Source organism: Chitinophaga pollutisoli, assembly GCF_038396755.1.
Taxonomy (GTDB): Bacteria; Bacteroidota; Bacteroidia; order Chitinophagales; family Chitinophagaceae; genus Chitinophaga; species Chitinophaga pollutisoli.
Genome location: NZ_CP149822.1, coordinates 4,522,623 through 4,547,221 on the forward strand (window position 1 = coordinate 4,522,623; position 24,599 = coordinate 4,547,221).

At 55.7% G+C, this 24,599-nt stretch carries 23 protein-coding genes; 22 read left to right on the forward strand and 1 reads right to left on the reverse strand.

Annotation, left to right across the window (positions count from 1 at the left end; genetic code table 11):
* Positions 1–147 precede the first annotated feature (147 nt).
* From WJU16_RS19200 to WJU16_RS19300, 21 genes are all read left to right on the forward strand, one after another.
* Positions 148–1,431, forward strand: a complete 1,284-nt coding sequence (locus tag WJU16_RS19200) for an FAD-dependent monooxygenase (protein WP_341835033.1) — start codon at positions 148–150, stop codon at positions 1,429–1,431.
* Positions 1,432–1,655: 224 nt separating this feature from the next.
* Entirely contained in the window at positions 1,656–2,510 is an 855-nt protein-coding gene (gene hisG / locus WJU16_RS19205; protein ID WP_341835034.1) for an ATP phosphoribosyltransferase, read from the forward strand.
* A gap of 10 nt (positions 2,511–2,520) precedes the next feature.
* Positions 2,521–3,822: a histidinol dehydrogenase gene (gene hisD / locus WJU16_RS19210; RefSeq protein WP_341835035.1), complete on the forward strand. Its 1,302-nt coding sequence runs from the start codon at positions 2,521–2,523 to the stop codon at positions 3,820–3,822.
* A 6-nt stretch (positions 3,823–3,828) separates the two neighbouring features.
* On the forward strand, positions 3,829–4,878 hold the full coding sequence (hisC, locus tag WJU16_RS19215; protein ID WP_298711996.1) for a histidinol-phosphate transaminase: 1,050 nt from the start codon (positions 3,829–3,831) through the stop codon (positions 4,876–4,878).
* Positions 4,879–6,015, forward strand: coding sequence for a bifunctional histidinol-phosphatase/imidazoleglycerol-phosphate dehydratase HisB (gene hisB / locus WJU16_RS19220; protein ID WP_341835036.1), 1,137 nt, complete (start codon positions 4,879–4,881; stop codon positions 6,013–6,015). It begins immediately after the preceding gene.
* Between the two features lie 212 nt (positions 6,016–6,227).
* Positions 6,228–7,640, forward strand: coding sequence for an anthranilate synthase component I family protein (locus tag WJU16_RS19225; protein ID WP_341835037.1), 1,413 nt, complete (start codon positions 6,228–6,230; stop codon positions 7,638–7,640).
* Between the two features lie 2 nt (positions 7,641–7,642).
* Complete coding sequence (locus WJU16_RS19230; RefSeq protein ID WP_341835038.1) at positions 7,643–8,212, forward strand: aminodeoxychorismate/anthranilate synthase component II; 570 nt, start codon at positions 7,643–7,645, stop codon at positions 8,210–8,212.
* Between the two features lie 36 nt (positions 8,213–8,248).
* Positions 8,249–9,238 (forward strand): anthranilate phosphoribosyltransferase, encoded by a 990-nt coding sequence (trpD, locus tag WJU16_RS19235; protein ID WP_341835039.1) that lies wholly within the window; start codon positions 8,249–8,251, stop codon positions 9,236–9,238.
* Positions 9,235–10,026: an indole-3-glycerol phosphate synthase TrpC gene (trpC, locus tag WJU16_RS19240; RefSeq protein ID WP_341835040.1), complete on the forward strand. Its 792-nt coding sequence runs from the start codon at positions 9,235–9,237 to the stop codon at positions 10,024–10,026. The genes trpD and trpC overlap by 4 nt, the downstream gene beginning before the upstream one ends.
* Complete coding sequence (locus tag WJU16_RS19245; protein ID WP_341835041.1) at positions 10,023–10,640, forward strand: phosphoribosylanthranilate isomerase; 618 nt, start codon at positions 10,023–10,025, stop codon at positions 10,638–10,640. Before trpC ends, WJU16_RS19245 begins: the two co-directional genes overlap by 4 nt.
* 7 nt (positions 10,641–10,647) lie before the next feature.
* Complete coding sequence (gene trpB, locus WJU16_RS19250; protein WP_341835042.1) at positions 10,648–11,853, forward strand: tryptophan synthase subunit beta; 1,206 nt, start codon at positions 10,648–10,650, stop codon at positions 11,851–11,853.
* A gap of 6 nt (positions 11,854–11,859) precedes the next feature.
* Positions 11,860–12,630, forward strand: a complete 771-nt coding sequence (trpA, locus tag WJU16_RS19255; protein ID WP_341835043.1) for a tryptophan synthase subunit alpha — start codon at positions 11,860–11,862, stop codon at positions 12,628–12,630.
* A 2-nt stretch (positions 12,631–12,632) separates the two neighbouring features.
* Positions 12,633–13,226: an imidazole glycerol phosphate synthase subunit HisH gene (hisH, locus tag WJU16_RS19260; RefSeq protein ID WP_341835044.1), complete on the forward strand. Its 594-nt coding sequence runs from the start codon at positions 12,633–12,635 to the stop codon at positions 13,224–13,226.
* Positions 13,223–14,368: a 1-(5-phosphoribosyl)-5-[(5-phosphoribosylamino)methylideneamino]imidazole-4-carboxamide isomerase gene (hisA, locus tag WJU16_RS19265; RefSeq protein ID WP_341835045.1), complete on the forward strand. Its 1,146-nt coding sequence runs from the start codon at positions 13,223–13,225 to the stop codon at positions 14,366–14,368. The genes hisH and hisA overlap by 4 nt, the downstream gene beginning before the upstream one ends.
* Before the next feature lie 2 nt (positions 14,369–14,370).
* Positions 14,371–15,126: an imidazole glycerol phosphate synthase subunit HisF gene (gene hisF / locus WJU16_RS19270; protein ID WP_341835046.1), complete on the forward strand. Its 756-nt coding sequence runs from the start codon at positions 14,371–14,373 to the stop codon at positions 15,124–15,126.
* Between the two features lie 38 nt (positions 15,127–15,164).
* Positions 15,165–15,764 carry a bifunctional phosphoribosyl-AMP cyclohydrolase/phosphoribosyl-ATP diphosphatase HisIE gene (hisIE, locus tag WJU16_RS19275; RefSeq protein WP_341835047.1) on the forward strand — a complete coding sequence of 200 codons (600 nt, stop codon included), beginning with the start codon at positions 15,165–15,167 and terminating at the stop codon, positions 15,762–15,764.
* On the forward strand, positions 15,761–16,849 hold the full coding sequence (locus WJU16_RS19280; protein WP_341835048.1) for a TlpA disulfide reductase family protein: 1,089 nt from the start codon (positions 15,761–15,763) through the stop codon (positions 16,847–16,849). The genes hisIE and WJU16_RS19280 overlap by 4 nt, the downstream gene beginning before the upstream one ends.
* Before the next feature lie 73 nt (positions 16,850–16,922).
* A complete protein-coding gene (locus tag WJU16_RS19285) occupies positions 16,923–18,068 on the forward strand; it encodes a TlpA disulfide reductase family protein (protein ID WP_341835049.1) in 1,146 nt (381 codons plus the stop codon).
* Between the two features lie 136 nt (positions 18,069–18,204).
* On the forward strand, positions 18,205–19,344 hold the full coding sequence (locus WJU16_RS19290) for a carboxypeptidase-like regulatory domain-containing protein (protein WP_341835050.1): 1,140 nt from the start codon (positions 18,205–18,207) through the stop codon (positions 19,342–19,344).
* A 244-nt stretch (positions 19,345–19,588) separates the two neighbouring features.
* Complete coding sequence (locus WJU16_RS19295) at positions 19,589–19,945, forward strand: BlaI/MecI/CopY family transcriptional regulator (protein WP_298711008.1); 357 nt, start codon at positions 19,589–19,591, stop codon at positions 19,943–19,945.
* A 24-nt stretch (positions 19,946–19,969) separates the two neighbouring features.
* Positions 19,970–21,928 carry a T9SS type A sorting domain-containing protein gene (locus WJU16_RS19300; RefSeq protein ID WP_341835051.1) on the forward strand — a complete coding sequence of 653 codons (1,959 nt, stop codon included), beginning with the start codon at positions 19,970–19,972 and terminating at the stop codon, positions 21,926–21,928.
* A 158-nt stretch (positions 21,929–22,086) separates the two neighbouring features.
* On the opposite strand, the gene WJU16_RS19305 is transcribed toward WJU16_RS19300, so the two are convergent.
* On the reverse strand, positions 22,087–23,136 hold the full coding sequence (locus WJU16_RS19305; RefSeq protein ID WP_341835052.1) for a formylglycine-generating enzyme family protein: 1,050 nt from the start codon (positions 23,134–23,136) through the stop codon (positions 22,087–22,089).
* Positions 23,137–23,225: 89 nt separating this feature from the next.
* Here WJU16_RS19305 and WJU16_RS19310 point away from each other — a divergent pair, with 89 nt between their 5' ends.
* Positions 23,226–24,590: a GH1 family beta-glucosidase gene (locus WJU16_RS19310; protein ID WP_341835053.1), complete on the forward strand. Its 1,365-nt coding sequence runs from the start codon at positions 23,226–23,228 to the stop codon at positions 24,588–24,590.
* The last annotated feature ends 9 nt before the right edge of the window (positions 24,591–24,599 follow it).

Genomic DNA, 24,599 nt, shown 5'->3' on the forward strand with positions numbered 1-24,599 from the left:
GAACCATCCGTATTCCGCACCCGTTATCTGATGTCTTGCATTCGTCATTTCCCGCGGCGCGTTGATCAATCGGCGCTTGCGGGTTTCCCGGCTTCGGCGCACCTTTGCACCGTTATATAACTCCGCCATGTAAACCTGACTATTTGTTTGTTGATCGCAACTCCAAACGGGCCGGCCCGGCTGCTGACGAAGCGGCTGCGCCGGCCCTGTTTTTTTACCCGGTTCCTGACGAATATCAGCCGCGGGCTATCCCTTCCCGGTCTTATCTTTATGCTCAACATGGAAGCAACTTTTACCATCATTGGCGGCGGCATCGCCGGGCTTACGGCCGCCATCGCCTTGCGCCGGCAGGGCATCGACCCGCTGGTGTTCGAAGCTGCGCCGGAACTGCATCCCGTTGGGGCGGGCCTGGGGCTCGCAGCCAATGCCATTAGGGCTTTGGCGCTGCTGGGCGTCGAAAAGGAGATCCTTGCCAAAGGGCGCTTCCTGGAAGGCATGGCGTTCAGGACGGATAAAGACGCGCTGCTCATCCGCATGGATACCGCAACCATCACCCAACGCGCAGGGCAGGATAACTTCTGCATCCACCGGGGCGACCTGCACGAAGCGCTTCTGCATCACCTCGACCGCTCCCGCATATTCACCGGCAAGGCCCTGGAATCGGTAGTGCACGACGGCGGGCGGCTGCGGCTGCGGTTCCGCGACGGCAGCGAGCATCTGACGGATTATCTGATAGGGGCCGACGGCATCCATTCCGCCGTTCGCCATGTGGTGCTGCCGGATGTGCAGCCCCGTTACGCCGGGTATACCTGTTGGCGCTGTGTGGTGCCGGGCGCCCAGCCGAAGGGGCTGCAGGGAGTGGAGGAGATCCTGGGCCCGGCGGGCCGCTTCGGGATCGTGCCCCTCGCGGGCAACCGCACGTACTGGTTCGCCTGTGTGAACGCGCCCCGGCGCGATCCCGGGATGCAAAACGCCGATGCGGCGGCACTGGCACATATCTTTGCCGCGTACCCCGCCAGGGTGCTGGATTTGCTGAAAGCCAGCGAAGGGCAGCCGCTCATCTGGGGAGACATTACCGACCTGCCGGCAGGGCACCGTTATGATCACGGGAATATCGTCCTCATCGGCGACGCCGCCCATGCCACCACGCCCAACATGGGACAGGGCGCCTGCCAGGCCATCGAAGATGCGGTGATCCTTGCGGCTGAAATTGGCCGCCACCGCAACGATCCGGCGGAGGCTTTCCGGCGGTTCACGAACCGGCGGCTGGAGCGGACGCGCATGGTGGTAAGGCGTTCCCGCATGATGGGGCAAATGGCGCAATGGCAACACCCGGTGCTGAGGGCGTTGCGGAATATGCTCTTCCGGCTTACCCCGCAGGCGGTGTTCCGCCGCCAGCTGGTAGCGCTGTATAATGTAGACCTGACCTAGCCGTTTTTAGAATTTTTCGAAAAAATGGCGGAATGGTTTGAAATCTGAAATTAGTTCCTACCTTTGCACCGACTTCAAACACATGAACATTACCGTACATACACATCATCACCATACTTGCCAAACCGGTAAGCAGGGAATGCTGTAGTTGTACTGACAGATATTCACCATCGAAAGGCTTACCGGATGCGGTAAGCCTTTTTTGTTTCAAACCGGAATCAAACATGAAACTGCGAATTGCCATTCAGAAATCAGGGCGCCTGCACGAAGACTCTATCAAACTGCTGAAGGAATGCGGGATAGACATCAACAACGGCGTGAACAAACTCAAGACCGAGGCTACGAATTTCCCGCTGGAAGTGTTCTTCCTGCGCGACGACGATATTCCGCAGTACGTGGAAGACGGCGTGGCCGACCTGGGGATCGTGGGTGAGAATGTAGTGCTGGAAAAAGGGTACCCCCTCGAAACCGTGGAAAAACTGGGCTTCGGAAAATGCCGCCTGGCCATCGCCGTACCCAAATCCATGGCTTATAATTCCGTGCAGGACCTGCATGGCAAGCGCATCGCCACCAGCTACCCGGTGATCGTGAAAGATTTTCTGAAAAAAGTGAATATCGAAGCGGAGATCCACGAGATCAGCGGCTCCGTGGAAATCGCGCCGGGCATCGGTTTGGCGGAAGCCATCTGCGACCTCGTGAGCAGCGGTTCCACCCTGTTCATGAACGGTCTCAAGGAAGTGGAAAACGTGCTCCGCTCCGAAGCCGTGCTGGTGGCCAACAGCAAGCTCACCGAAGAACAGAAGCAACTCCTCCGCAAGCTCGTGTTCCGCATCCAGGCGGTGAAGAAGGCCAAGAATACCAAATATGTACTGCTGAACGCGCCCAACGACAAGCTCCCCGAGATCATCGGGCTGCTCCCGGGCATGAAGAGCCCCACCGTTCTGCCCCTCGCGGAAGCCGGCTGGAGCTCCGTTCACTCCGTACTGAACGAAAACGATTTCTGGGATATCATCGAAAGCCTCAAAGCCGCCGGCGCACAAGGTATCCTCGTTGTTCCCATCGAAAAAATGGTCATCTAAAACCTCCGCCATGCAAATCATCCGATACCCGGAAAAAAATACCTGGAACACACTGCTGCAAAGGCCCGTGCTGGACAACTCCCAGCTGGAAGCAACCGTTTCGGCCGTGCTGGCGGACGTGAAAAAGTATGGAGACGAAGCCCTTCGCCGCTATACCCTCCAGTTCGATAAAGTACCCCTCACCAGCATCCCCGTGCCCGCGGAAGCTTTCGAAGTCGCAGACAGGCTTCTGGGCGACGACCTCAAAAACGCCATCCGCACCGCCGCCGCCAATATCGAAGCCTTCCACCGTGCGCAGGTAGAAGACGTAACCGTCATCGAAACCATGCCAGGCGTGCAATGCTGGCGCAAGCCGGTAGGCATCGAGAAGGTAGGTTTATATATACCCGGCGGCACCGCGCCCCTGTTTTCCACCATCCTCATGCTCGCCATCCCCGCAAGGCTGGCGGGTTGCAGCGAAATCGTGCTGTGCACGCCTCCCGGGAAGGACGGTAACATCCACCCCGCCGTGCTCTGGGCCGCGAGATTCACCGGCATTAGCCAGGTGTTTTCTATCGGCGGTGTGCAGGCCATCGGAGCCATGGCCTACGGAACGGAGTCCGTGCCGAAAGTGTATAAAATCTTCGGTCCGGGCAACCAATACGTGACCTGCGCCAAGCAGCTCGTTAATGCCGCCGGCACCGCCATCGACATGCCCGCCGGGCCTTCGGAAGTAGCCGTGTTTGCAGACGAGGCCTGCGTGCCCGCCTTCGTGGCGGCCGACCTGCTGTCGCAAGCCGAGCACGGGGCCGACAGCCAGGTGCTGCTCGTGACCACCTCCGAAACCGTAATTACCGCAGTGGAAGCGGAAGTGCGGGCGCAGCTGGAGAAATTGCCCCGAAGGGAGTTTGCCGCCAAAGCGCTGGAGAACAGCAAACTGGTGCTCGTCCGCGACCGCGACGAAGCCATGGATATGCTCAACGACTACGCACCCGAGCACCTGATCATGGCCTGCGAAAACGATGAAGCCCTCGCCACGAGGGTCGTAAACGCCGGTTCCGTGTTCCTGGGCAATTACTCCCCGGAAAGCGCGGGCGATTATGCCTCCGGCACCAATCACACCCTGCCCACCAACGGCTATGCCACGGCGTACAGCGGTGTGAGCGTCGACAGCTTTGTGAAGAAAATCACTTTCCAGCGCCTGTCCCGCGAGGGATTGCAGGCCATCGCCCCGGCCATCGAGGCCATGGCGGAAGCGGAAGGGCTCGATGCGCATAAACAGGCCGTTTCCATCCGCGTCCGGTATATTCAAAACGATTCATCTTTCAAGTAATACATCATGTTCGATCTGAACTCACTTTTAAGAGACAATATCAAACGGCTCACACCGTATTCCTCCGCCCGCGACGAATTCAAAGGCGAAGCCTCCGTGTTCCTCGACGCCAACGAGAATAGTTTCGGTTCCCCACTTCCCGTGAACTATCATCGCTATCCCGATCCGCTGCAATGGAAGGTGAAATACCGCCTGGCAGAGATCAAGGGCGTGCCGCCGCAGAATATTTTCCTCGGCAACGGGTCCGACGAGGCGATCGATATTCTTTACCGCGCGTTCTGCCGGCCGGGGATTGATAACGTGATTCTTTGTCCGCCGACATACGGCATGTACGAAGTTTCCGCCAACATCAACGACATCACCATCCGCAAAGCATCCCTCACCGAAGATTTCCAGCTGGATCTCGAAGCCATCGAATCGGCCATCGACGAAAACACGAAGCTGATCTTTATATGTTCCCCGAACAATCCCACGGCCAATGCGATCGACAAGGAAGCGATCGAGATGGTGCTGAATAATTTCGACGGGATTGTGGTGGTGGATGAAGCCTACATCAATTTCAGCCGTCATAAATCCTTCATCCAGGAGCTGACCGAATACCCGAACCTGGTGATCCTGCAGACGTTGTCGAAGGCCTGGGGCCTGGCCGCGTTGCGCATGGGGATGGCGTTTGCCAGCGAGGATATCATCAATATCTTCAACAAGATCAAGCCGCCGTACAACATCAACCAGGCGTCGCAGGAACTGGCGCTGGAAGCGTTGAACAATGTGGAGCAGGTGAATGGCTGGATTAAGGAAACGGTGGCGGAAAGGGAGAAGCTGGTGGAAGCATTGGTGAAACTGCCGATCGTGGAGAAAGTGTACCCCAGCGATGCGAATTTTGTGCTGGTGAAAACAACCGACGCCCGGGGGATTTACAACATCCTCACCAGTCAGGGCATCATCGTGCGCGACCGTTCCAAAGTGGAGCTTTGCGCCGGGAGCCTCCGCATCACCATCGGCACGCCCGAAGAAAACGTCACCTTATTACAGGCCCTTCAAAATATCGCCCAATAAATGAAACGCGTACTTTTCATCGACCGCGACGGCACCATGATTCTGGAACAGCCGCCTACCTATCAGATCGACAGCCTGGAGAAGGTGGTGTTTTATCCCCAGGTATTCAAATATCTCGGCAAAATCGCCGCAGAGCTGGATTACGAACTGGTGCTCGTATCGAACCAGGACGGTATGGGGACGGACAGCTTCCCCGAAGCAACTTTCCATCCCGCGCACAACCACATCATTAAAACCTTCGCCGGCGAAGGCATCACGTTTGTGCGGGAGCACATCGACAAGAGCTTCCCCGCCGATAACCTTCCTTCCCGCAAGCCGGGTATCGGGATGTTGCAGCAGTATTTCACCGCGGAATACGACCTGGCCAACTCGTTTGTGATCGGCGACCGGATTACCGACGTGAAACTGGCCCAGAACCTCGGCGCCAAAGCCATCTGGCTGAACCAGGACGCGACTTTGGGCGCGGCGGAAGTAGTAGGGGAGGGAAGTGACCTGAAGGATGTAGTGGCCCTCGAAACCACTGATTGGGCGAAGATCTACGAATTCCTGAAAATCGGCCTCCGCACGGTAAGCCATACGCGTACCACCAAGGAAACCGACATTCACATCGAGCTGAACCTCGACGGCACCGGCAAGGCGGACATCCACACCGGCCTGGGCTTCTTCGACCATATGCTCGACCAGATCGCCCGGCACGGCAGCATCGACATGGTGGTGCGCGCGAAAGGCGACCTGCATATCGACGAGCACCACACCATAGAAGACACCGGGATCGCGCTGGGCGAAGCTTTTGCCATGGCCCTGGCCGATAAGAAAGGAATGGAACGCTACGGCTTCTGCCTGCCGATGGACGACTGCCTGGCGCAGGCCGCCATTGACTTCGGTGGGCGCAACTGGATCGTTTGGGACGCGCAATTCAAGCGGGAGAAGATCGGGGAGATGCCAACGGAGATGTTTTTCCACTTCTTCAAATCCTTCACCGACGGCTCGCGCAGCAATCTGAATATCAAGGCGGAAGGCGAGAATGAGCACCACAAGATCGAAGCGATTTTCAAAGCGTTCGCCAAAGCCATCAAGATGGCGGTGAAACGGAACCCCGATAATATGCAGCTGCCCAGCACCAAAGGCGTCCTTTAAAAATGGTCAAAATAAAATTTGCATTTTTCCGGAAAACACTTCATCTTTGCCTTCATCATGCAAATGAACAACACATACAAACTTTGGTGGCACGCAATGGATATCTCCGCTGTGTAGCAGTGCCATGTTTGTATTTAAGATACTGAAAAGAAGGCTCGCTGTACACAGCGGGCCTTCTTCGTTTTTGGCCGCATCCGATTAAATAAACTCGAATGAAAAAAATTCAGGTAAAAACACAATCCAGGCAAATGTTGGCGGACGTATTCACGCCGGTCAGCATCTACCTCCGCATCCGCGACAAGTTCCCCGGCTCCATCCTCCTGGAGAGTACAGACTCCAATGCCGGCGACAACAGCTACTCCTTCATCGGCATCAAGCCCATTGCGGGTATTGAGGTCACTTCCACGGACGTTTTCGAGTTCAAATACCCCGGTCAGCCCGTAGAGCGGAAAAAGCTCAACGGCCGCAGCGAGGTGCTCCGCGAAATGGATGCTTTCCTGAAAAGCTTCGAGTTTTCGGATGAAGCGAACGGCCTTCCGTTTAACAAAGGTCTTTATGGATACAGCACCTACGACTCCGTGCAGTTCTTCGAAAAGATCGCTTTCAAAAAACGCCCCGCCGCAGGTAACACCATCCCCCTCATGCGGTATCGCTTCTACCAGTACGTAATCGCCATCAACCATTTCAAAGACGAAATGACGCTGATCGAAAACGGGGTAGAAGGGCAGGATTCCGAGATCGATTTCGTGGAATCCATCATCCGCAACAAAGACGTGCCCACATACGGGTTTGCGGCGAAAGGGGATGAATCGTCGAACCAGACAGACGAGCAGTATATGGAAATGGTCGAAAAAGGCCGCCAGCACTGCTTCCGGGGCGACGTCTTCCAGATTGTGCTGTCCCGCGCTTTCCAGCGGAGCTTTACTGGCGACGAGTTCAACGTTTACCGCGCCCTCCGTTCCATCAATCCTTCCCCCTATCTCTTTTACTTCGATTACGGCGATTATAAACTGATGGGTTCTTCTCCCGAAGCGCAGCTCATCATCAAAGACCGCAAAGCGGTGATCCACCCCATCGCCGGCACTTTCCGCCGCACGGGCAACGACGAGCAGGACGCCAAACTGGCTGCCGAGCTGCTCGAAGACCCCAAGGAAAACGCCGAGCACGTAATGCTGGTAGACCTCGCCCGCAACGATCTCAGCCGCCACGCCGCCGATGTGGAAGTGGAAACCTACCGCCAGATCAAGTATTACTCCCACGTCATCCACCTCGTGAGCGAAGTGACGGGCAAGCTGCCGGAGAAATCGTCACCTTTCGACATTCTGGCCGCCACATTCCCGGCGGGCACCCTGTCGGGCGCGCCGAAATACAAGGCGATGGAACTGATCGATAACTACGAACCCACCGCGCGTGGATTCTACGGCGGCTGCGTCGGCTTTGTGGGCTTCAACGGCGACTTCAACCACGCCATCATGATCCGCTCCATGCTCAGCCGCAACAATACACTGTATTACCAGGCCGGCGCGGGCGTAGTGGCCAAATCTGTCGCCAGCTCCGAACTGCAGGAAGTGAACAATAAACTCAACGCATTAAAACAGGCCATCATCAAGGCGCAAAATATCTGATCATGAACATCCTGGTTTTTGATAACTACGACTCATTCACGTATAACCTGGTCCACCTGGTGGAAAAGATCATCGGCGGCAAAGTGACCGTTGTCCGCAACGATGAGATCGAACTGGAGAAAGTGGACGCATTCGACCGGATTATCCTGTCGCCCGGGCCGGGTATCCCCGAAGAGGCCGGTCTTTTGCTGCCGCTCATACGCCGGTATGCGGCCACCAAATCCATCTTTGGGGTTTGCCTCGGTCAGCAGGCCATCGGCGAGGCTTTCGGCGCGAAGCTCACCAATTTATCCGAAGTGTACCACGGCGTGGCTACGCCGGTGAACGTGATTTCCCGCAGCGGGCGCCTCTTCAGTCATCTCCCGGAAGAATTGGAAGTAGGGCGTTACCATTCGTGGGTAGTGGATGAAAAAACGTTGCCGGCGGAGCTGGAAGTGACCGCCCGCGACGAGCATGGTTATATCATGGCGCTGCAGCACAAACAATACGATGTGTGCGGCGTGCAGTTCCACCCGGAAAGCGTGCTGACGCCGCAGGGCGAGCAGATCCTGCGCAACTGGCTGGGGCTTTGAGGAACGGAATTGCCAATGTTTTAAAAAATCATCCCGATGAAAAAGATACTCAACTACTTATTCGAACATAAAACCTTTAGCCGCGAAGGCGCCCGCGAAATCCTGACCAGCATCTCCAAAGGCGTATACAACGAAAGCGAGCTGGCAGCCTTCATGACGGTGTTCCTCATGCGCAGCATCACCATCGACGAGCTCCTCGGCTTCCGCGACGCACTGCTCGACATGTGCGTGCCCGTTCAGCTGGAACACGACGTGCTCGATATCGTAGGCACCGGCGGCGATGGCAAAAACACCTTCAATATCTCCACGCTCAGCTGCTTCATCGTGGCGGGCGCGGGCGGCAAGGTGGCCAAACACGGGAACTACGGCGTATCGTCGATCAGCGGTGCTTCCAACGTCATGGAAAACCTCGGTTACAAATTCAAAAGCGACGCATCCAAACTGAAACAGGAGGTAGCTGAAGCCGGGATCTGTTTCCTGCACGCGCCCCTGTTCCACCCGGCATTGAAGAATGTGGCGGGTGTAAGACGACAACTGGGCGTACGGACTTTCTTCAATATGCTCGGTCCGCTCGTAAACCCCGCCTTCGCGCAGCACCAGCTGATCGGGGTGTATTCCCTGGAAATGGCGCGGGTGTACAATTACCTGTTCCAGCAGACGGATAAAAAGTTCGCCATCCTGCACAGCCTGGACGGTTACGATGAGATTTCCCTCACTGGCGACACGCGGATCATCACCAACAAAGGCGAACAGGACTGGACGCCGGAAGCGCTCGGTAAACGCAAGGTAGCCGCGAGCGATATTTACGGCGGTAATTCCACTGAAGAGGCGGCGAAGCTGTTCGTGAAGATCCTGAAAGGCGAAGGCAGCTGGGCGCAGCATTCCGTGGTGATGGCCAATGCCGCCATGGGATTGTATTGTCTTGAAAAATACCCCACTTACGACGAGTGCTTCCAGGCGGCGGTAGCCTCGCTGGAATCGGGTGCGGCGTATCAATCTTTCCAAAAACTGATTTCCATCCAATGAAAAATATCCTCGACAAGATCGTAGCGCACAAGCACGGAGAAGTGGCGGAGCGGGAAAAGCGCAGAAGCGTGCCGGACCTCGAACGGACGCCCATGTTCGGCCGGGAAGCGCTCTCGCTGAAAAGTTTCCTCACGATGCCCGGCAGGAACGGGATTATTGCGGAATTCAAGCGGCAGTCGCCTTCCAAAGGCGTCATTAACGCCACCGCCACGGTAACCGACGTAACCACGGCGTACGCCCGCAACGGGGCTTCGGGGCTGAGCGTGCTGACCGACACCGAGTTCTTCGGCGGTTCGATGGACGATTTGCAACAAGCCCGTGCGGCCAACAACATTCCGTTGCTCCGGAAGGATTTCGTGATCGGGGAATACCAGATCGTGGAAGCCAAAGCGATAGGCGCCGATGTGATTTTGCTGATTGCGGAGTGTTTAACGAAAGATGAAGTGAAGCACCTCGCGCAGTTCGCGCACAACCTGGGGCTGGAAGTGCTGCTGGAAGTGCATACCGCCGGCCAGCTCGATAAAATCACCCCGCATACCCATCTCGTGGGCATCAACAACCGCGATTTGAAAACGTTCCAGGTGGATATTTACCGCTCGATGGAATTGCTGAAGCAGATCCCCGACAGCTATCCGAAAGTAGCCGAAAGCGGGATGGACGATCCGAAAACCATCGTGCAGCTGCGCAACGCGGGTTTCAGCGGCTTCCTCATCGGGGAGCATTTCATGAAATCGGAAGACCCCGCGCAGGCGTTCGCTTCGTTTACCCGTCAACTCGCGGAGCTATGAAAATAAAAGTCTGCGGGATCACGCGCGCCGAAGACCTGGGCGCCCTGGCGGAACTGGGGGCCGATTACGCGGGGTTCATCTTCTATCCCAAATCCCCGCGTTTCGCCGGCGACAAACTTTCCGGCAGAACGGTGCGGGAAACGGGGAATGGAAAACTGCTGAAGACGGGTGTTTTCGTACAGCCCGATATGAATACGCTGCAAAGGACCATCGCGGATTACGGGTTGGACATGGTGCAGTTGTACGGAGATTTTGAGGCGGCATTCGTGGAAGCAGTGAAATTGAAAGTAAAGGTGATGAAAGCCGTATCCATTCCGGAAAACGCATCGGCGCTGGAGATCCCTTCCGGCGAATACGATTACCTGCTGTTCGATACCGCGGGCAAAGGCCATGGCGGCACTGGCCGGAAATTCGACTGGAACCTTTTCAAAGGGTACGCCGGCGGCCAGCCGTACTTTTTGGCGGGAGGAATCGGGCCGGAAGATGCGGAGGAATTGCTGCGATGGCGGGAGCCGCACTTGTTTGCTGCGGATGTGAACAGTAAATTTGAAACCGCTCCCGGAGTGAAGGATATGCGCCTCGTGGAGGCATTCATCAAACAAATCAAAAAATAACAGTAACATGGATATTGCCATCAATACATCGCAATCCAGGTATCATGTCAACGAAAAGGGCTACTATGGCGACTTCGGAGGCGCATATATTCCTGAAATGCTTTATCCCAACGTGGAGGAGCTGCGGGAGAATTATCTGAACATCATGCGCGACCCCGCTTTCCAGCAGGAGTTCGAGAGCCTGCTCCGCGATTACGTGGGAAGGCCGTCGCCGTTGTATTTCGCCAGCCGTCTTTCTGAAAAATACAATACGAAGATTTACCTGAAGCGGGAAGACCTGAACCACACGGGCGCCCACAAGGTCAATAATACCATCGGTCAGATTTTGCTGGCCAAGCGCCTCGGCAAGAAGCGCATCATCGCCGAGACCGGCGCCGGCCAGCACGGCGTAGCCACCGCCACGGTGTGCGCGCTGATGGGGCTGGAATGCATCGTGTACATGGGTAGCGTAGATATCCAGCGCCAGGCGCCCAACGTAGCCCGCATGAAAATGCTCGGCGCTACCGTGGTGCCCGCCACCAGCGGTTCGCAGACCCTGAAAGACGCGACCAACGAAGCCATCCGCGACTGGATCAACAATCCGGTGGACACGCATTATATCATCGGTTCCGTGGTAGGGCCGCACCCGTACCCGGATATGGTGGCGCGCTTCCAGTCGGTGATCAGTGAAGAAATCAAAAAGCAGCTGACGGACAAAACCGGGAAAGCACTACCGGATTACGTGATCGCCTGCGTAGGCGGAGGCTCCAACGCGGCGGGGGCTTTCTTCCATTTCACCGACGACGAAAGCGTGCAGCTCGTAGCCGTGGAAGCGGCGGGCAAGGGCGTCGACAGCGGGTATTCCGCCGCCACTTCCCAGCTGGGCAAGCCCGGTGTGATCCACGCCAGCAAAACCCTGCTCATGCAAACCGACGACGGCCAGATCGTGGAGCCGCATTCCATTTCCGCCGGCCTCGACTACCCCGGCGTTGGCCCCCTGCATGCGCACTTATACGCCTCCGGCCGCGGGAAATTCCTCAACGCCACCGACGATGAAGCCCTGGCGGCCGCTTACGAGCTCAGCCTGCTCGAAGGCATCATCCCCGCGCTCGAATCGGCGCACGCGCTGGCCAAGCTGAAAGATCTGCAGCTGAAGCCCGAAGACGTAACCGTGGTGTGCCTTAGCGGCCGCGGCGACAAGGACCTGGAAACCTATATCAAACACCTGAAATAACGGCATATGAACCGCATCGACCAGCTTTTCAGCACCAAGCCGAAAGAAGTGCTCAACATATATTTCACCGCCGGGTTCCCCCAACTCGGCGATACCCTCACCGTTTTGCAGGCGCTGCAAGCCGGCGGGGCCGACATGGCGGAGATCGGCATGCCCTTCTCCGACCCGCTGGCCGACGGGCCCGTGATCCAGGACAGCAGCACCCGCGCCATCAAAAACGGGATGAAGCTCGCCGTTCTTTTTGAACAACTGAGGGGATTCCGGGACCAGATCCATATTCCCGTCGTGCTCATGGGATACATTAACCCCGTGCTCCAGTACGGCGTGGAAAATTTCCTCCGCAGCTGCCAGGAAGTTGGTGTTGACGGGCTGATTTTGCCCGATCTGCCTATGGAAGAATACGAAACGGAATACAAACCGCTCTTTGAAAAATACGGTCAGCACCTCATATTCCTCGTAACCCCCGAAACCAGCGAAGCCCGTATCCGCAAGATCGATTCGCTGAGCCGGGGATTCGTGTACGCGGTTTCTTCGTCGTCGACAACCGGGAAAGACAAGGATATGCAGCTGCAGGCGTCCTATTTCGAGAAGTTGCAGGCGATGCAGCTGAAGAACCCCGTACTGGTGGGCTTCGGCATCCGCGACAAGGCAACCTTCCAACAGGCTTGCCGGTACAGCAACGGCGCGATTATCGGGAGCGCGTTTGTGAAAGCCATCGAAAACAGTGCTAACTTGCAGGATACCGTTCCTGCGTTTGTTCGCAACATCAAACAATAGCCATGAAAACTGCCATCCTGAAATACAATGCCGGCAATACGCAGTCTGTGCTCTTCGCCCTCGAAAGGCTGGGCGCGGAGGCTGTGGTGACCGACGATCCGGAGGAGCTCCGCTCGGCCGACAAGGTGATTTTTCCCGGTGTGGGCGAGGCCAGCACCGCCATGAAATACCTGCGCGACCGCAAGCTGGACCAGGTGCTGAAAGACCTGCAGCAGCCCGTGTTGGGCATCTGCCTGGGGATGCAGCTGCTTTGCCGCCATTCGGAAGAAAACGATACGCCCTGCATCGGAGTGTTCGACCTGGAAGTGAAGAAATTCGAATCGCCGGCGGGGAATTTGCTGAAAATCCCGCAGATCGGCTGGAACAATATTACCGGGCTTCATTCCGTCGTGTTCGAGCATGTTCCGCAAAACGCGTACATGTATTTCGTACATAGCTACTTCGTGGAGCTGGGACCGGAAACCACCGCCATCGCCAATTACGTGATCAATTACAGCGCGGCGCTGCAGAAAGATAATTTCTACGCCGTGCAGTTTCACCCGGAGAAATCGGCCGACGCGGGGCAAAGCCTCATCGAAAGCTTCCTGAAACTGTGAGCGTGACGATCCGGCATATCACCACACAAGACACGCTGCAGCTGCGGCGCGACGTGATGTATCCCGAATGGTCGCTCGACCAGGTGACGCTGCCGCATGATGCGGACGCATTGCATTTCGGTTTATACGACGGCGGCCGGCAGGTGACCGTCGTATCCCTGTTTATCGACGGCGCCCGTGCGCAGTTTCGCAAGCTGGCGACGGCAACGGACCAGCAGGGGAAAGGGTTCGGGAAGATCATGATGGCGCATTTGGAAAAGGTCTGCCGCGAAAAAGGCGTGACCCGGCTCTGGTGCAACGCCCGCGCCACGGCAACGGGATTTTATGAAGCGCTGGGATATCATATCACCAGCGGACTGTTTTACAAAGACAATATCGCATTCTATACAATGGAACTCAATCTCAATCCTCCATCCGTCAATACATTCACTATCATTCCCGCTATCGATATCATCGACGGGAAGTGCGTGCGACTGACGCAGGGCGATTATGAACAAAAGAAAATCTACAACGAAAACCCGCTGGAAGTAGCGAAGGAATTCGAAGATGCCGGTGTGAAACGCCTGCACCTCGTAGATCTCGACGGCGCGAAGAAAGGCCAGGTCGTGAATTGGAAAGTACTGGAAGCGGTAGCCGGAAAAACGGGCATGATCGTGGATTTTGGCGGTGGCATCAAGCGGGACGACGATATTCGCGTGGTGTTTGAAGCCGGCGCGAAGCTGGCTACCATTGGGAGCGTGGCCGTGAAACAACCGGAATTGTTTTTCAGCTGGGTGGAAAAATATGGCGCGGAGAAAATATTTCTCGGCGCGGATGTGAAGGATGAAATGATTGCTGTAGGCGGATGGCTGGAAACAACCGGTGTCAGCGTATTCGATTTTCTCCGTGGCAACATGGAGAAGGGTGTGAAGGAGATTTTCTGCACCGATATCGCGAAAGACGGGCTGTTGCAAGGCCCCAGCACCGAATTATATAAAAAGATCATCGCTGAGCTGCCGGGCATCCGCCTGACGGCCAGCGGCGGTGTAAGCGAAATGGCCGACGTGGAAGCGCTCCGCGATGCGGGGCTTGCCGGCGTCATCATCGGCAAAGCCATTTACGAAGGCCGTATTCAAATGTCTGAACTGAAGAAACTGCTGTAGCTATGCTCACAAAAAGAATCATACCCTGCCTGGACATTAAAGACGGGCGCACCGTAAAGGGGGTTAACTTCGAAAACATCCGCGACGCCGGCAACCCCGTGGAACTGGGCGCGCTGTACGCCGCGCAGGGCGCCGATGAATTGGTGTTCCTCGACATCACCGCCACCAATGAGCGCCGTAAGACGTTGCATGCCCTGGTGACCGACATCGCCCGGCATATCAATATCCCGTTTACGGTTGGCGGCGGCATCGCGGCGGTCGACGATGTGAGCGTATTGCTGGGTGCGGGGGCGGATAAAGTGTCCGTTAATACAGCGGCGTACCGCAATCCGCAGCTGCTGAACGACCTGGCGAAAGAATTCGGGTCGCAATGCGTAGTGCTGGCGATTGATACGCGCTTCGAGGACGGCGATTGGTTCGTGTACCTTAACGGCGGCCGCGTCAAAACCGATACCCGCACGGAAGACTGGGCCCGCGAAGCGGTGGAGCGCGGGGCGGGAGAGATCCTGCTCACTTCCATGAACAACGACGGTACCAAACAGGGCTTTGCGCTGGATATTACCGGCCGGCTGTCGCGCAACCTCAACGTGCCCGTGATCGCTTCCGGCGGTGCGGGAACGATGGAGCATTTCGCCGACGTGTTCGAGAAAGCTGGCGCCGATGCGGCCCTGGCGGCGAGCATCTTCCATTATAAAGAAATGGAAATCCCCGATCTGAAGAACTACCTGTATCAACGGGGCATCCAGATCCGGTTTTAATATTATAATATTTAGTTATCTTTAAATATGATTTACCCATGGAGGTGAATTTTTCGAAATCCCCCGACGGGCTGGTGCCGGCCATCGTGCAGGATGCCATCACCCGGAAGGTGCTGATGCTCGGGTATATGAACCGGGAAGCGCTGGATAAAACGCTGGCCGACAAGAAAGTGACCTTTTTCAGCCGGTCGAAAAACCGGTTGTGGACGAAAGGAGAAGAGAGCGGGAATTTCCTGCACCTGGTGAGCGCGGCGATAGATTGCGACCAGGATACGATCCTGTTGAAAGCCAATCCTGTAGGTCCTGTTTGCCATACCGGCGCGGATACCTGCTGGAACGAGGTGAATGAAGACGACGGCGGATTCCTCAACCGGCTGGAAGGCGTGATCCGTCAGCGGAAAGACAATCCCACGGAAAAGTCCTACACGGCTTCCCTGTTCGCCAAAGGTATCAACAAAGTGGCGCAGAAGGTAGGGGAAGAAGCGGTGGAGCTGGTGATAGAAGCGAAAGACGACAACCGGGACCTGTTCCTGGGTGAAGCGGCCGATCTGCTGTTCCATTACCTGATCCTGTTGCAGGCCAAGGGATTCACCCTCGAAGACGTAACTTCGATTTTGAAAGAAAGACATAAAAAATGAAACGAATTTTTTTCCTGCTGGCGATGACGGCCGCAACGGCGGTCCAGGCGCAATTGAAAGTGAATGGTACGCTTACGGGCGCGGAAGGCCGGAAGTTGTATTTCCTGAGTGAAGACGGTAAGTATACCGATTCCACCGTGCTGGCCGCAGGAGGAAAATTTGCATTTGCTCCCCCGGGCAAACCCGCTCCCGAAGCGATGTACGCCCTTTTCCTGGAAGGCGTGGGACTGCCTTCGCTGATGGTAAGCGACCAGCCGGAAGTAACGATCGACCTGGAAGCAAAGGATTTTCCCGTGGCCAAAAGCCTGAAATCCGGCCAGCAAACCCGCTGGATGCAGGATTATCATAAGGTGATGCGGCCGCTCCAGCAGGAGGTACAGGCGCTGAACGCCGAAGCCCAGCAGATCGGGCAGGAAGAAACGGCCAAACAGGAAGCTTTTCGCCAAAAGGCGGCAGCGTTCGACGCGAAGCTTCAGTCCGAAGGGAAAAACTTCATTAAAGCCCATCCAAAAGCCATGGCGAGCCTGTTCCTCCTCTTCGGCGACATGCAGAAGCGGCTCTCCAAGCATGAGTTCGCCAACCTGTTCAACGGGCTCGACCAGAGCGTAAGAAGCACGCCGTTCGGCAAATCGGTGGCCATGACCATCGCCCAGGAAACGACCGGCAACAGCAAACCGGTGGCGGCGCCTGATTTTTCGCAGGCGGACCCGCAAGGGAAGATGATCAGCCTGTCTTCGTTCCGCGGCAAATACGTGCTTATTGATTTCTGGGCCAGCTGGTGCGGCCCCTGCCGGATGGAGAACCCCAACGTGGTGGCGGCCTATAACCGGTTCAAAGACAAGAACTTCACTATTTTTGGCGTCAGCCTCGACGAAGATAAATCCCGCTGGCTGCAGGCTATCAAACAAGATAAGCTGACCTGGCCGCAGGTGTCCGACCTGAAGGGCTGGGGCAACGAAGCTGCAGCGATGTACGGCGTGCGCGGGATTCCGCAGAACTTCCTCCTTGACCCCGAGGGCAACATAATCGCCGCCAATTTGCGCGGGGAGGCCCTGGAACGGAAGCTCGAGGAGATCCTGAAGTGACCGCTTATCAATTAGGGCTTGCTTTTGGGGCCCGGATTGGAGAAATTTGCGGTAGATCTAAACAGTCAATATCATGAAGAAATGGATACTTGCAGCCATGCTTTTCAGCCCGGCTGCAATGTTGTTTGCACAGGATAAGCCCGACGAAAAGATTAAGACCTACCCGTTTACCGTTTCAGGCACAGTGGGAGAACAGTCTTCTCCGACCAAATTCTACCTCAGGATGCGCATTTCCGGTCAGTTTGTGATCGATAGCGCCGTGGCCGATGATGGCAGATTCACCTTTAAGGGCCGGATTCCCGAGCCGCAGCAGGCACAGCTTTTTTCCGTTCTCCCGGTTTCGAAGGAACATCCGGGCGGGCGTAAGGAAGTAGCGCTGCTTTTTATCGGGAAAGGCACCACCAAAGTGCATGTTCCCGCGGCGGACCAGAAGGCTTCCGCCGACGGTACGCCCGAGCAGGATGCTTTCAACGACCTGAACGTGTTGTTGCGCGCGGTGGAAAAAGACCAGGAAAACGCTTACAACGAATACCGCAAAGCGCGGGAAGCCAAGAACGATGCGAAGGTGCGCAAGGCGGAAACGCGCCTGGAGCAGATCGACGCATCGCGGACGGCTATCATGCAGAAATACTTGAAAGACAATCCTTCATCGCCTATCGGGATGTTCGTACTAAATCAGGTGGCGGGATATGAGCTGGACCCGGAAACGGCGGAGCCGCTGTTCCGGTCGTTGTCCAAGACCGTGCGCCGGTATCCGTCTGCAAAGGAATTTGAATACCGGATTGATTTGGCGAAGAAGCTGGCGTTAGGGAACCCCGCGCTCGAATTTTCGCAGAACGATACGACCGGTGCGCCCATTACGTTGGCATCGTTCCGCGGCAAGTATGTGCTGGTGGACTTCTGGGCGAGCTGGTGCGGCCCGTGCCGGGCGGAGAACCCCAATGTGGTGAAGGCTTTCGAGATGTATAAGGACAAGGGTTTTACCATTCTGGGGGTATCGTTTGACGAAAAGCAGGATCGTTGGAAGCAGGCGATCCGGCAGGATAAACTTACCTGGACGCATGTTTCGGACCTGAAGGGTTGGAAGAACGAGGTGGGGAAGTTGTATGGGATCCGTGCGATCCCGCAGAACCTGCTGATCGATCCGGAGGGCAGGATTATTGCGAAGAACCTCCGCGCGGAGGAGTTGGGCAGGAAACTGGAGGAGTTGCTACCTTAGCATGATATGGAGATAATATTTTAGAAGGGCGGCCGGATGTAATTCCAGGCCGCTTTTTGTTTTTTACGGGGTGCGATTTTCAAAATTATTTGGTTATTCTACGAATCTTTCGTAGGTTTACGATAGTGTCGTAATTATGAAGAGAATTCTCTTATTCGCTATACTAAATTGTCTGGCCGGCTATGTTTTTGCGCAAACGGGGATCGTCCTGCAGGGGACGGTGAAGGATGGGAATGGGAAGGCGTTGCCATTTGCGAGTGTTTTTTTGAACCAGACGACGATGGGATCGCGATCGGATGAATCGGGCGGGTATGTAATCCGGGATATACCGCCGGGTTGGTATGAGGTGATTGTGTCTTATCTGGGCTATGAGTCTCAGGTGCACCCTGTGCAATTGGATGAGGGAAAAGCGTTGTCATTCGTATTGAAGGAGAAGCCGGGGATGTTAAAGGAGCAGGTGGTGCGGCCGGATAAGGACCGGGAGTTTTACCTGGCGATGTTCAAGCGGGTGTTTATTGGCGAGGGGGCTTTTGCGAAGGAGTGTAAGTTGTTGAACCCGGATATTGTGGAGTTTGAGCCGGATATTGCGCGGGAGATATTACGGGCGAGAGCGGGAGATTTCCTGGAGATTCGGAATGATGCGTTGGGATATAACATCCGGTTTTTGTTGCAGCACTTTGAGTATAACCCGCGGTCCGGTTACTCGATGTATTACGGGAATCCATTGTTTTTGCCGATGCAGCCGCGCAATAACGTGCAGCGTAAGCGGTGGGAGCAGAACCGGAGGGAAGCATACCGGGGTTCGTCGCTCCAGTTTTTCCGCAGCCTGATTGCGGGAACGCAGCGGGAAGATGGTTATACGATGCGCAGGCTGAAGCGGGTGGAGAAGGAAAAAGGTGTAGTAGTGGATGCGCCGCCGGATTCGGTGATGCAGATTATTAAAAGCCCGATGTTTTCGCGGAACGTGAGTTTCCTGTCGCGGCAGGAGTGGCCGGCAGACAGTGTGTTGCACAAGCGGGGAGATGGTTATGTGCTTCAGTACCCGGATTTGCTTTACGTGGTGTACAGCAAGGAAAAAGAGGAGCAGCTGTATATCCAGAAATACCTGCGGTCAAACGAAAGGGCGGGTCCGCAGACGTCGATCATGCGGCTCCTGGAGCCGGAAGTGCGGGTCGACCGCAACGGCAACCTGGAAGCGCCGATGGACGTGATCTTTGAGAATTACTGGGGCTGGGAAAAGCTGGCCGTTATGTTGCCGCTGGATTACCGGCTATGACGCCAAAGCAAAACGACAGAGAATATAGGTAGATCAATTACAGTAACGCATAACAAAAGAAAAACGCAGAGCATCAATATAGTGACGAAAGAAAAAAGCGACGGAGAATTTATTAGAACATCAATAGTTACAAGTAACGGGTATCACGAAGGATAAAAAGAGCAATCAACAGCAAACGACAGTTGAACAGAACACTGCGACGTCGCTTTTCGTGGCGTATATCGTCGCAATAAATGGAAAATGTATGGAAAAATTGACCAAACAGGAAGAAGCCGCAATGCAGGCTATCTGGAAGGCGGGGAAGGGATTCGTCAAGGATTTCCTGGAATCGCATGCGGAACCGATTCCGCCATATACGACACTGGCATCTACCATCAAGAACCTGGAAAAGAAAGGTTTCGTAGATGCGAAGAAGATCGGGAATGTATATGAGTATTCGCCGACCATCGCGGAAGATGAATATGCGAAGAAGTTTATGAACAGTTTCGTGAAAGATTATTTCGAGAATTCTTATAAAGACCTCGTAACGTTTTTTGCGAAGGACAAAAAAATCAGCCCGGATGATCTCAAGGAAATCATCCGCATGATTGAAGAAAAGTAATTGCAGTATCTATAAACAGCTATTATGTCAGCACTATTCATTTATCTGCTGAAAGCCAATATTGCGCTTTGCCTGTTTTACCTCGCTTACCGGCTGGGGCTCCGCAGGATGACGTTTTACACCTTGAACCGTTTCTTCCTGTTGGGAGGGATCGCTTTTTCATCCATGTTTCCGCTGGTGGATGTCAACGATTTCTTTTCACGGAATGAAAAGCTCGCCAAGCAGGTGGTCACTTACGTTCCGGACTGGACCACCCTGCAGCAGGTGCAATCCTTTACGGTGTGGACCCTCGTGGAATGGACGTTCTGGGCCGGCGTGGCCGTGATGGCCATCCGGTTGCTGGTGCAGCTGGTGTCGTTGCTGGTGCTGCACCTGCGCACGGTGCCGGACCGCCTGTATGGTCAGGAGGTGCGAAGGATGAAGGGCTCGCTGACGCCGTTTTCCTTCTTCCGCAAGATTTATATCAATCCGGAACTGCATTCTGAAACTGAATTATTGTCCATCGTCCGCCACGAACAAGTGCATGTCAAGGAATGGCATACCGCCGATATCATGATGGGCGAGGTGAATAATGTGTTCTACTGGTTCAACCCAGGCGCATGGCTTATGAAGGGCGCGATTCGCGAGAACCTGGAATTCCTGGCCGACAGGGCCATTCTCCGCAGCGGCATCAACCGGAAAGAATACCAGTACAGCCTCATCCAGGTGAACGCGGCGCAGTATGCGGCGGGCATCACCAACAGCTTCAATTTATCCCACATCAAAAACCGCATTTTTATGATGAACAAATCCCGTACCTCCGGCCTCCAGCTATACCGTTACGGCGTCTTGTGCAGCATCGTCTGCGGGCTCCTGCTCACGCTCAACTACACTAAGGCCGGCGCCGTCGTAAATGACGCGATCCTGGAAGTGAGAACCGTCCTGGTACCCGAAAGGCCGGAAAAGCGGGATACCCTTCCCGCCGAAAAAGCGGCGGTTGTTGTGGAAAGGGTGGCTCCCCGGAAAGATACTTTCAGGATCGTTAAAGGGCAATTCGGTGAGGCCGATACATTCAGAAGATCGGACCGTACGGCTAACCCTGTCTACGATGTCCTGATTGCACAAAAGGATCCTGTTAAAACTTCCGGTTCAGTAGCCGGCGTGGTAGTGGGCGAAAGGCAAAGAAGCAACACGCCCAATATCATCATCGGAAAGCCGGTGACGGATAACCCGCCGTTAATCGTAGTAGACGGCGAAGTAATGCCCCGGTCGGGCAACATCCTGTCGGATCTGAATCCCAATGATATTGAGTCCGTTACCGTGCTGAAAGACCAGAGTGCTTCCGCCATTTACGGCGAAGCAGCTAAAAACGGTGTGATCCTCATTACCACCAAAACCGGGAAAGCTACCTGGAAACGCGGCGCCAGGACGGTCGAAGGAAGGCTCATTCATAAACCGGATTCTCTGCGGGCGGTCACCGTAACCGGTTATCGCAGCACACCGGCACAATACCACACGGTAACCGTAGTTTCCGATACTACGGAGCGTTTAAGAAAAATGTACGAAAAGGCCAGTGAGCTGGAAACGGCGTTGGGCCAACACCGGGCTGCCGTAAATAGAAACCAGGCGAGGTCTCTCTATACGCCCGAGGAATATGCCCAGGTATTTGAACAGAAAATGGCGGAAATGACACGGCGCGACAGCGTGATGGTCATGAGAGGTTATTCAAAAACCGGCCAGACGATCGGCCAGAGTATCCAAACAGAACATTATCCCAACCCGACGGACGGACAGGTGAATTTCGCCTACAGCCTCAGCAGGCCGGGCAAAGGCGCCATCCGCGTGACCGATATGAATGGGAAGGTGATCTGGCATAAATCCATCAACGGATTGAGCGGCAGCCAGAAAGAGCAGATCAACCTGTCGAATCAACCGGCAGGCACCTACATCATTAACCTGACTCACGATCGTTCCACAATGACATCCCGTATCGTGAAACAATAAAAAAAGGCAGGCCTCCGCGTAAAACGGAAGCCTGCCCGATATTTGAAGAGGCTGACTCTAATGTAATTTTCACCCTTCTATCCGGGGTGCCTGATGGAAAGATTTTCGTGTAAGCGATTTCTCAAACCCATCAAATTACATTTGAGACAGCCTCTTTTTTATTTCTGTATGCTCCGCGCACAACGGAAGCCGAGGTTTGAAAGGCCGGAAGAAGGTGTAGTTTTCATCCGGGCGGTAACGCGGTAGCCGCGGCAATACTCGTCACTGCACATGAAGGAGCCTCCGCGGATTACCCGTTTGGGATTGGCGGGATCGTCCGGGTCGTTTGGGGTGTTGGAGCCCGAAGGATTGTGTGCTTCCGCGGGTTCCGCGGCATAGGAACGCGCATCGTACCAGTCGGCCGTCCATTCCCAGACGTTGCCCGACATATCGAACAGCTGGTAGCCATTTGCCGGGAAAGACTTGACCGGAGCAGTTGCGTAGAAACCATCGGTTTCCGTGTTTTCATATGGGAAACGGCCGTTCCAGATGTTGGCTTTGGGCTTTCCGGCCTGGGGATCTTCGGTTCCCCAGGGATAAGGTTCCCCTTTTCTGCCACCGCGCGCGGCGTATTCCCATTCCGCTTCGGTAGGGAGGCGCTTGCCGGCCCATTTGGCGTAAGCCTGCGCATCTTCCCAGGAAACGTGCACCACAGGATGGTTGTCGAGACCTTTGATATCGCTTTCGGGACCTTTGGGCCGCTTCCAGTCGGCATACAGCTCAAAGCTCCACCACTGGCGCACATCCCGGAGGTCGACCGGTCCGCTGGTAGGCACAAACACAAGGGAACCGGGAATCAGCATGGAACTGTCCGGCTCCTCGGCGCCGGGGGGCAGCGAAGCCATGAGCTCTTCCTTCGAAATCGGGCGCTCGGCCGTGGTTACATATCCGGTGGCGGTCACGAATGCAGCGAATTCGGCATTGGTGACTTCATGGGAGTCGAGGTAGAAAGAATCCAGATGAACGGTATGCACCGGATATTCGTCCGGCATGCCGGTCTCGTCTTCGGCGCCCATACTGAACGTTCCGCCGGGGATGAGCACCATGGGATTGAGCGCTTCAATGGCAGGGGGAACGTTGGGCCGTTTCGGTTGTTTGGCAACGGGGCCCTGGCAGGAGGCCAGCAAGGCGAAGCCGAGGATAATGGCTGATATCTGATTCCGGATCATAATGATTGCAAAATTAGGCATCTGCATTGTGAAATTGTTAAATTCCTTCCCAAACCTTTCCGCTGGCCGTTTTGCCGTAAATTGTACCTATGTCTATCTACCGCGCTGATTTCGGGCCGGACTTCCGCTGGGGCGTCGTGATCTCCGCTTTCCAGAACGAAGGCGCGCATGACGCCGACGGCAAAGGCCCCAGCATCTGGGATGCTTTCACGGAACGCCGCGGCAAGATCAAAGACGGCACCCATGCCCGGACCGCCACCGACTTCTACACCCGTTACCTCGACGATATCCTCCTGGCCCGCAGCCTGGGATTCGGAGTATTCCGTTTTTCCCTGTCCTGGCCCCGCATTTTCCCCAACGGTACCGGCGCGCCCAATCCCGCGGGCATCGCTTTCTACCACCGCGTAATCGACGCCGTGGCGAAAGCCGGGATGGAGCCCTACGTTACGCTGTACCATTGGGACCTCCCGCTGGCGCTGGAAAAGAAAGGGGGATGGTGCCACCGGGGCACCGTGCATGCATTTGAAAATTACGCGGCGTTCTGCGGAAAGGAATACGGTGGGAAGGTGAAAAACTGGATCGTGCTCAACGAGCCCTTCGGCTTTACTTCGCTGGGATATATGCTGGGCGTGCATGCGCCGGGGAAATTCGGGCTGTCGTACTTTTTGCCGGCCGTTCACCACGTAGCGCTGGCCCAGGCGGCGGGAGGGAGGGCCCTCCGCGCGGAAGTTCCCCGCGCCCGCATCGGCGTAGCTTACTCCTGCTCCAAAATCATCCCCTTCACCGACAACGAAAACGACCGCGCCGCCGCCGCCCGTATCGACGCCCTGTTCAACCGCCTCTTCATAGAGCCCGCCCTGGGTATGGGATATCCTGATGGCGAATTCCCGCTCCTGGCACGCATTGCGCGCCGGTACGCGCTTTGGCGCGACTGGGATCTCCTTCCGTTCGACTTCGATTTTATCGGCATTCAAAATTACTTCCCGCTCGTTGTGCGCTATAATCCCTTCATGCCCTATATCAACGCTTCCGAAGTCAAAGCCCGGAGCCGGAAAGTGCCCACCACCGCACTAGGTTGGGAAATCAGCGGGAACGGCCTGTTCAGCATCCTGCAACAATTCGCGGCCTATCCCGGTGTGAAGGAAATTATGATCACCGAAGGCGGCGCGGCGTTCAACGACGTGCACGACAACGGCCTTATTCATGACCCCGGCCGCATCGCCTGGTACGAAGAATACCTTCGCGCGGCGCTGCTGGCCAAACAATCCGGCGTTCCGCTCACCGGATATTTCGCCTGGACGCTCACCGATAACTTTGAATGGGCCGAGGGGTACAATGCGCGCTTCGGGCTTGTACATGTGGATTTTGAAACGCAGCACCGGACAGTGAAATCGTCCGGGAAGTGGTTCGGGGACTGGCTGGAAGGGAAAGCGAAAATCCCCGGCGGGCAATAGCAAACCGGT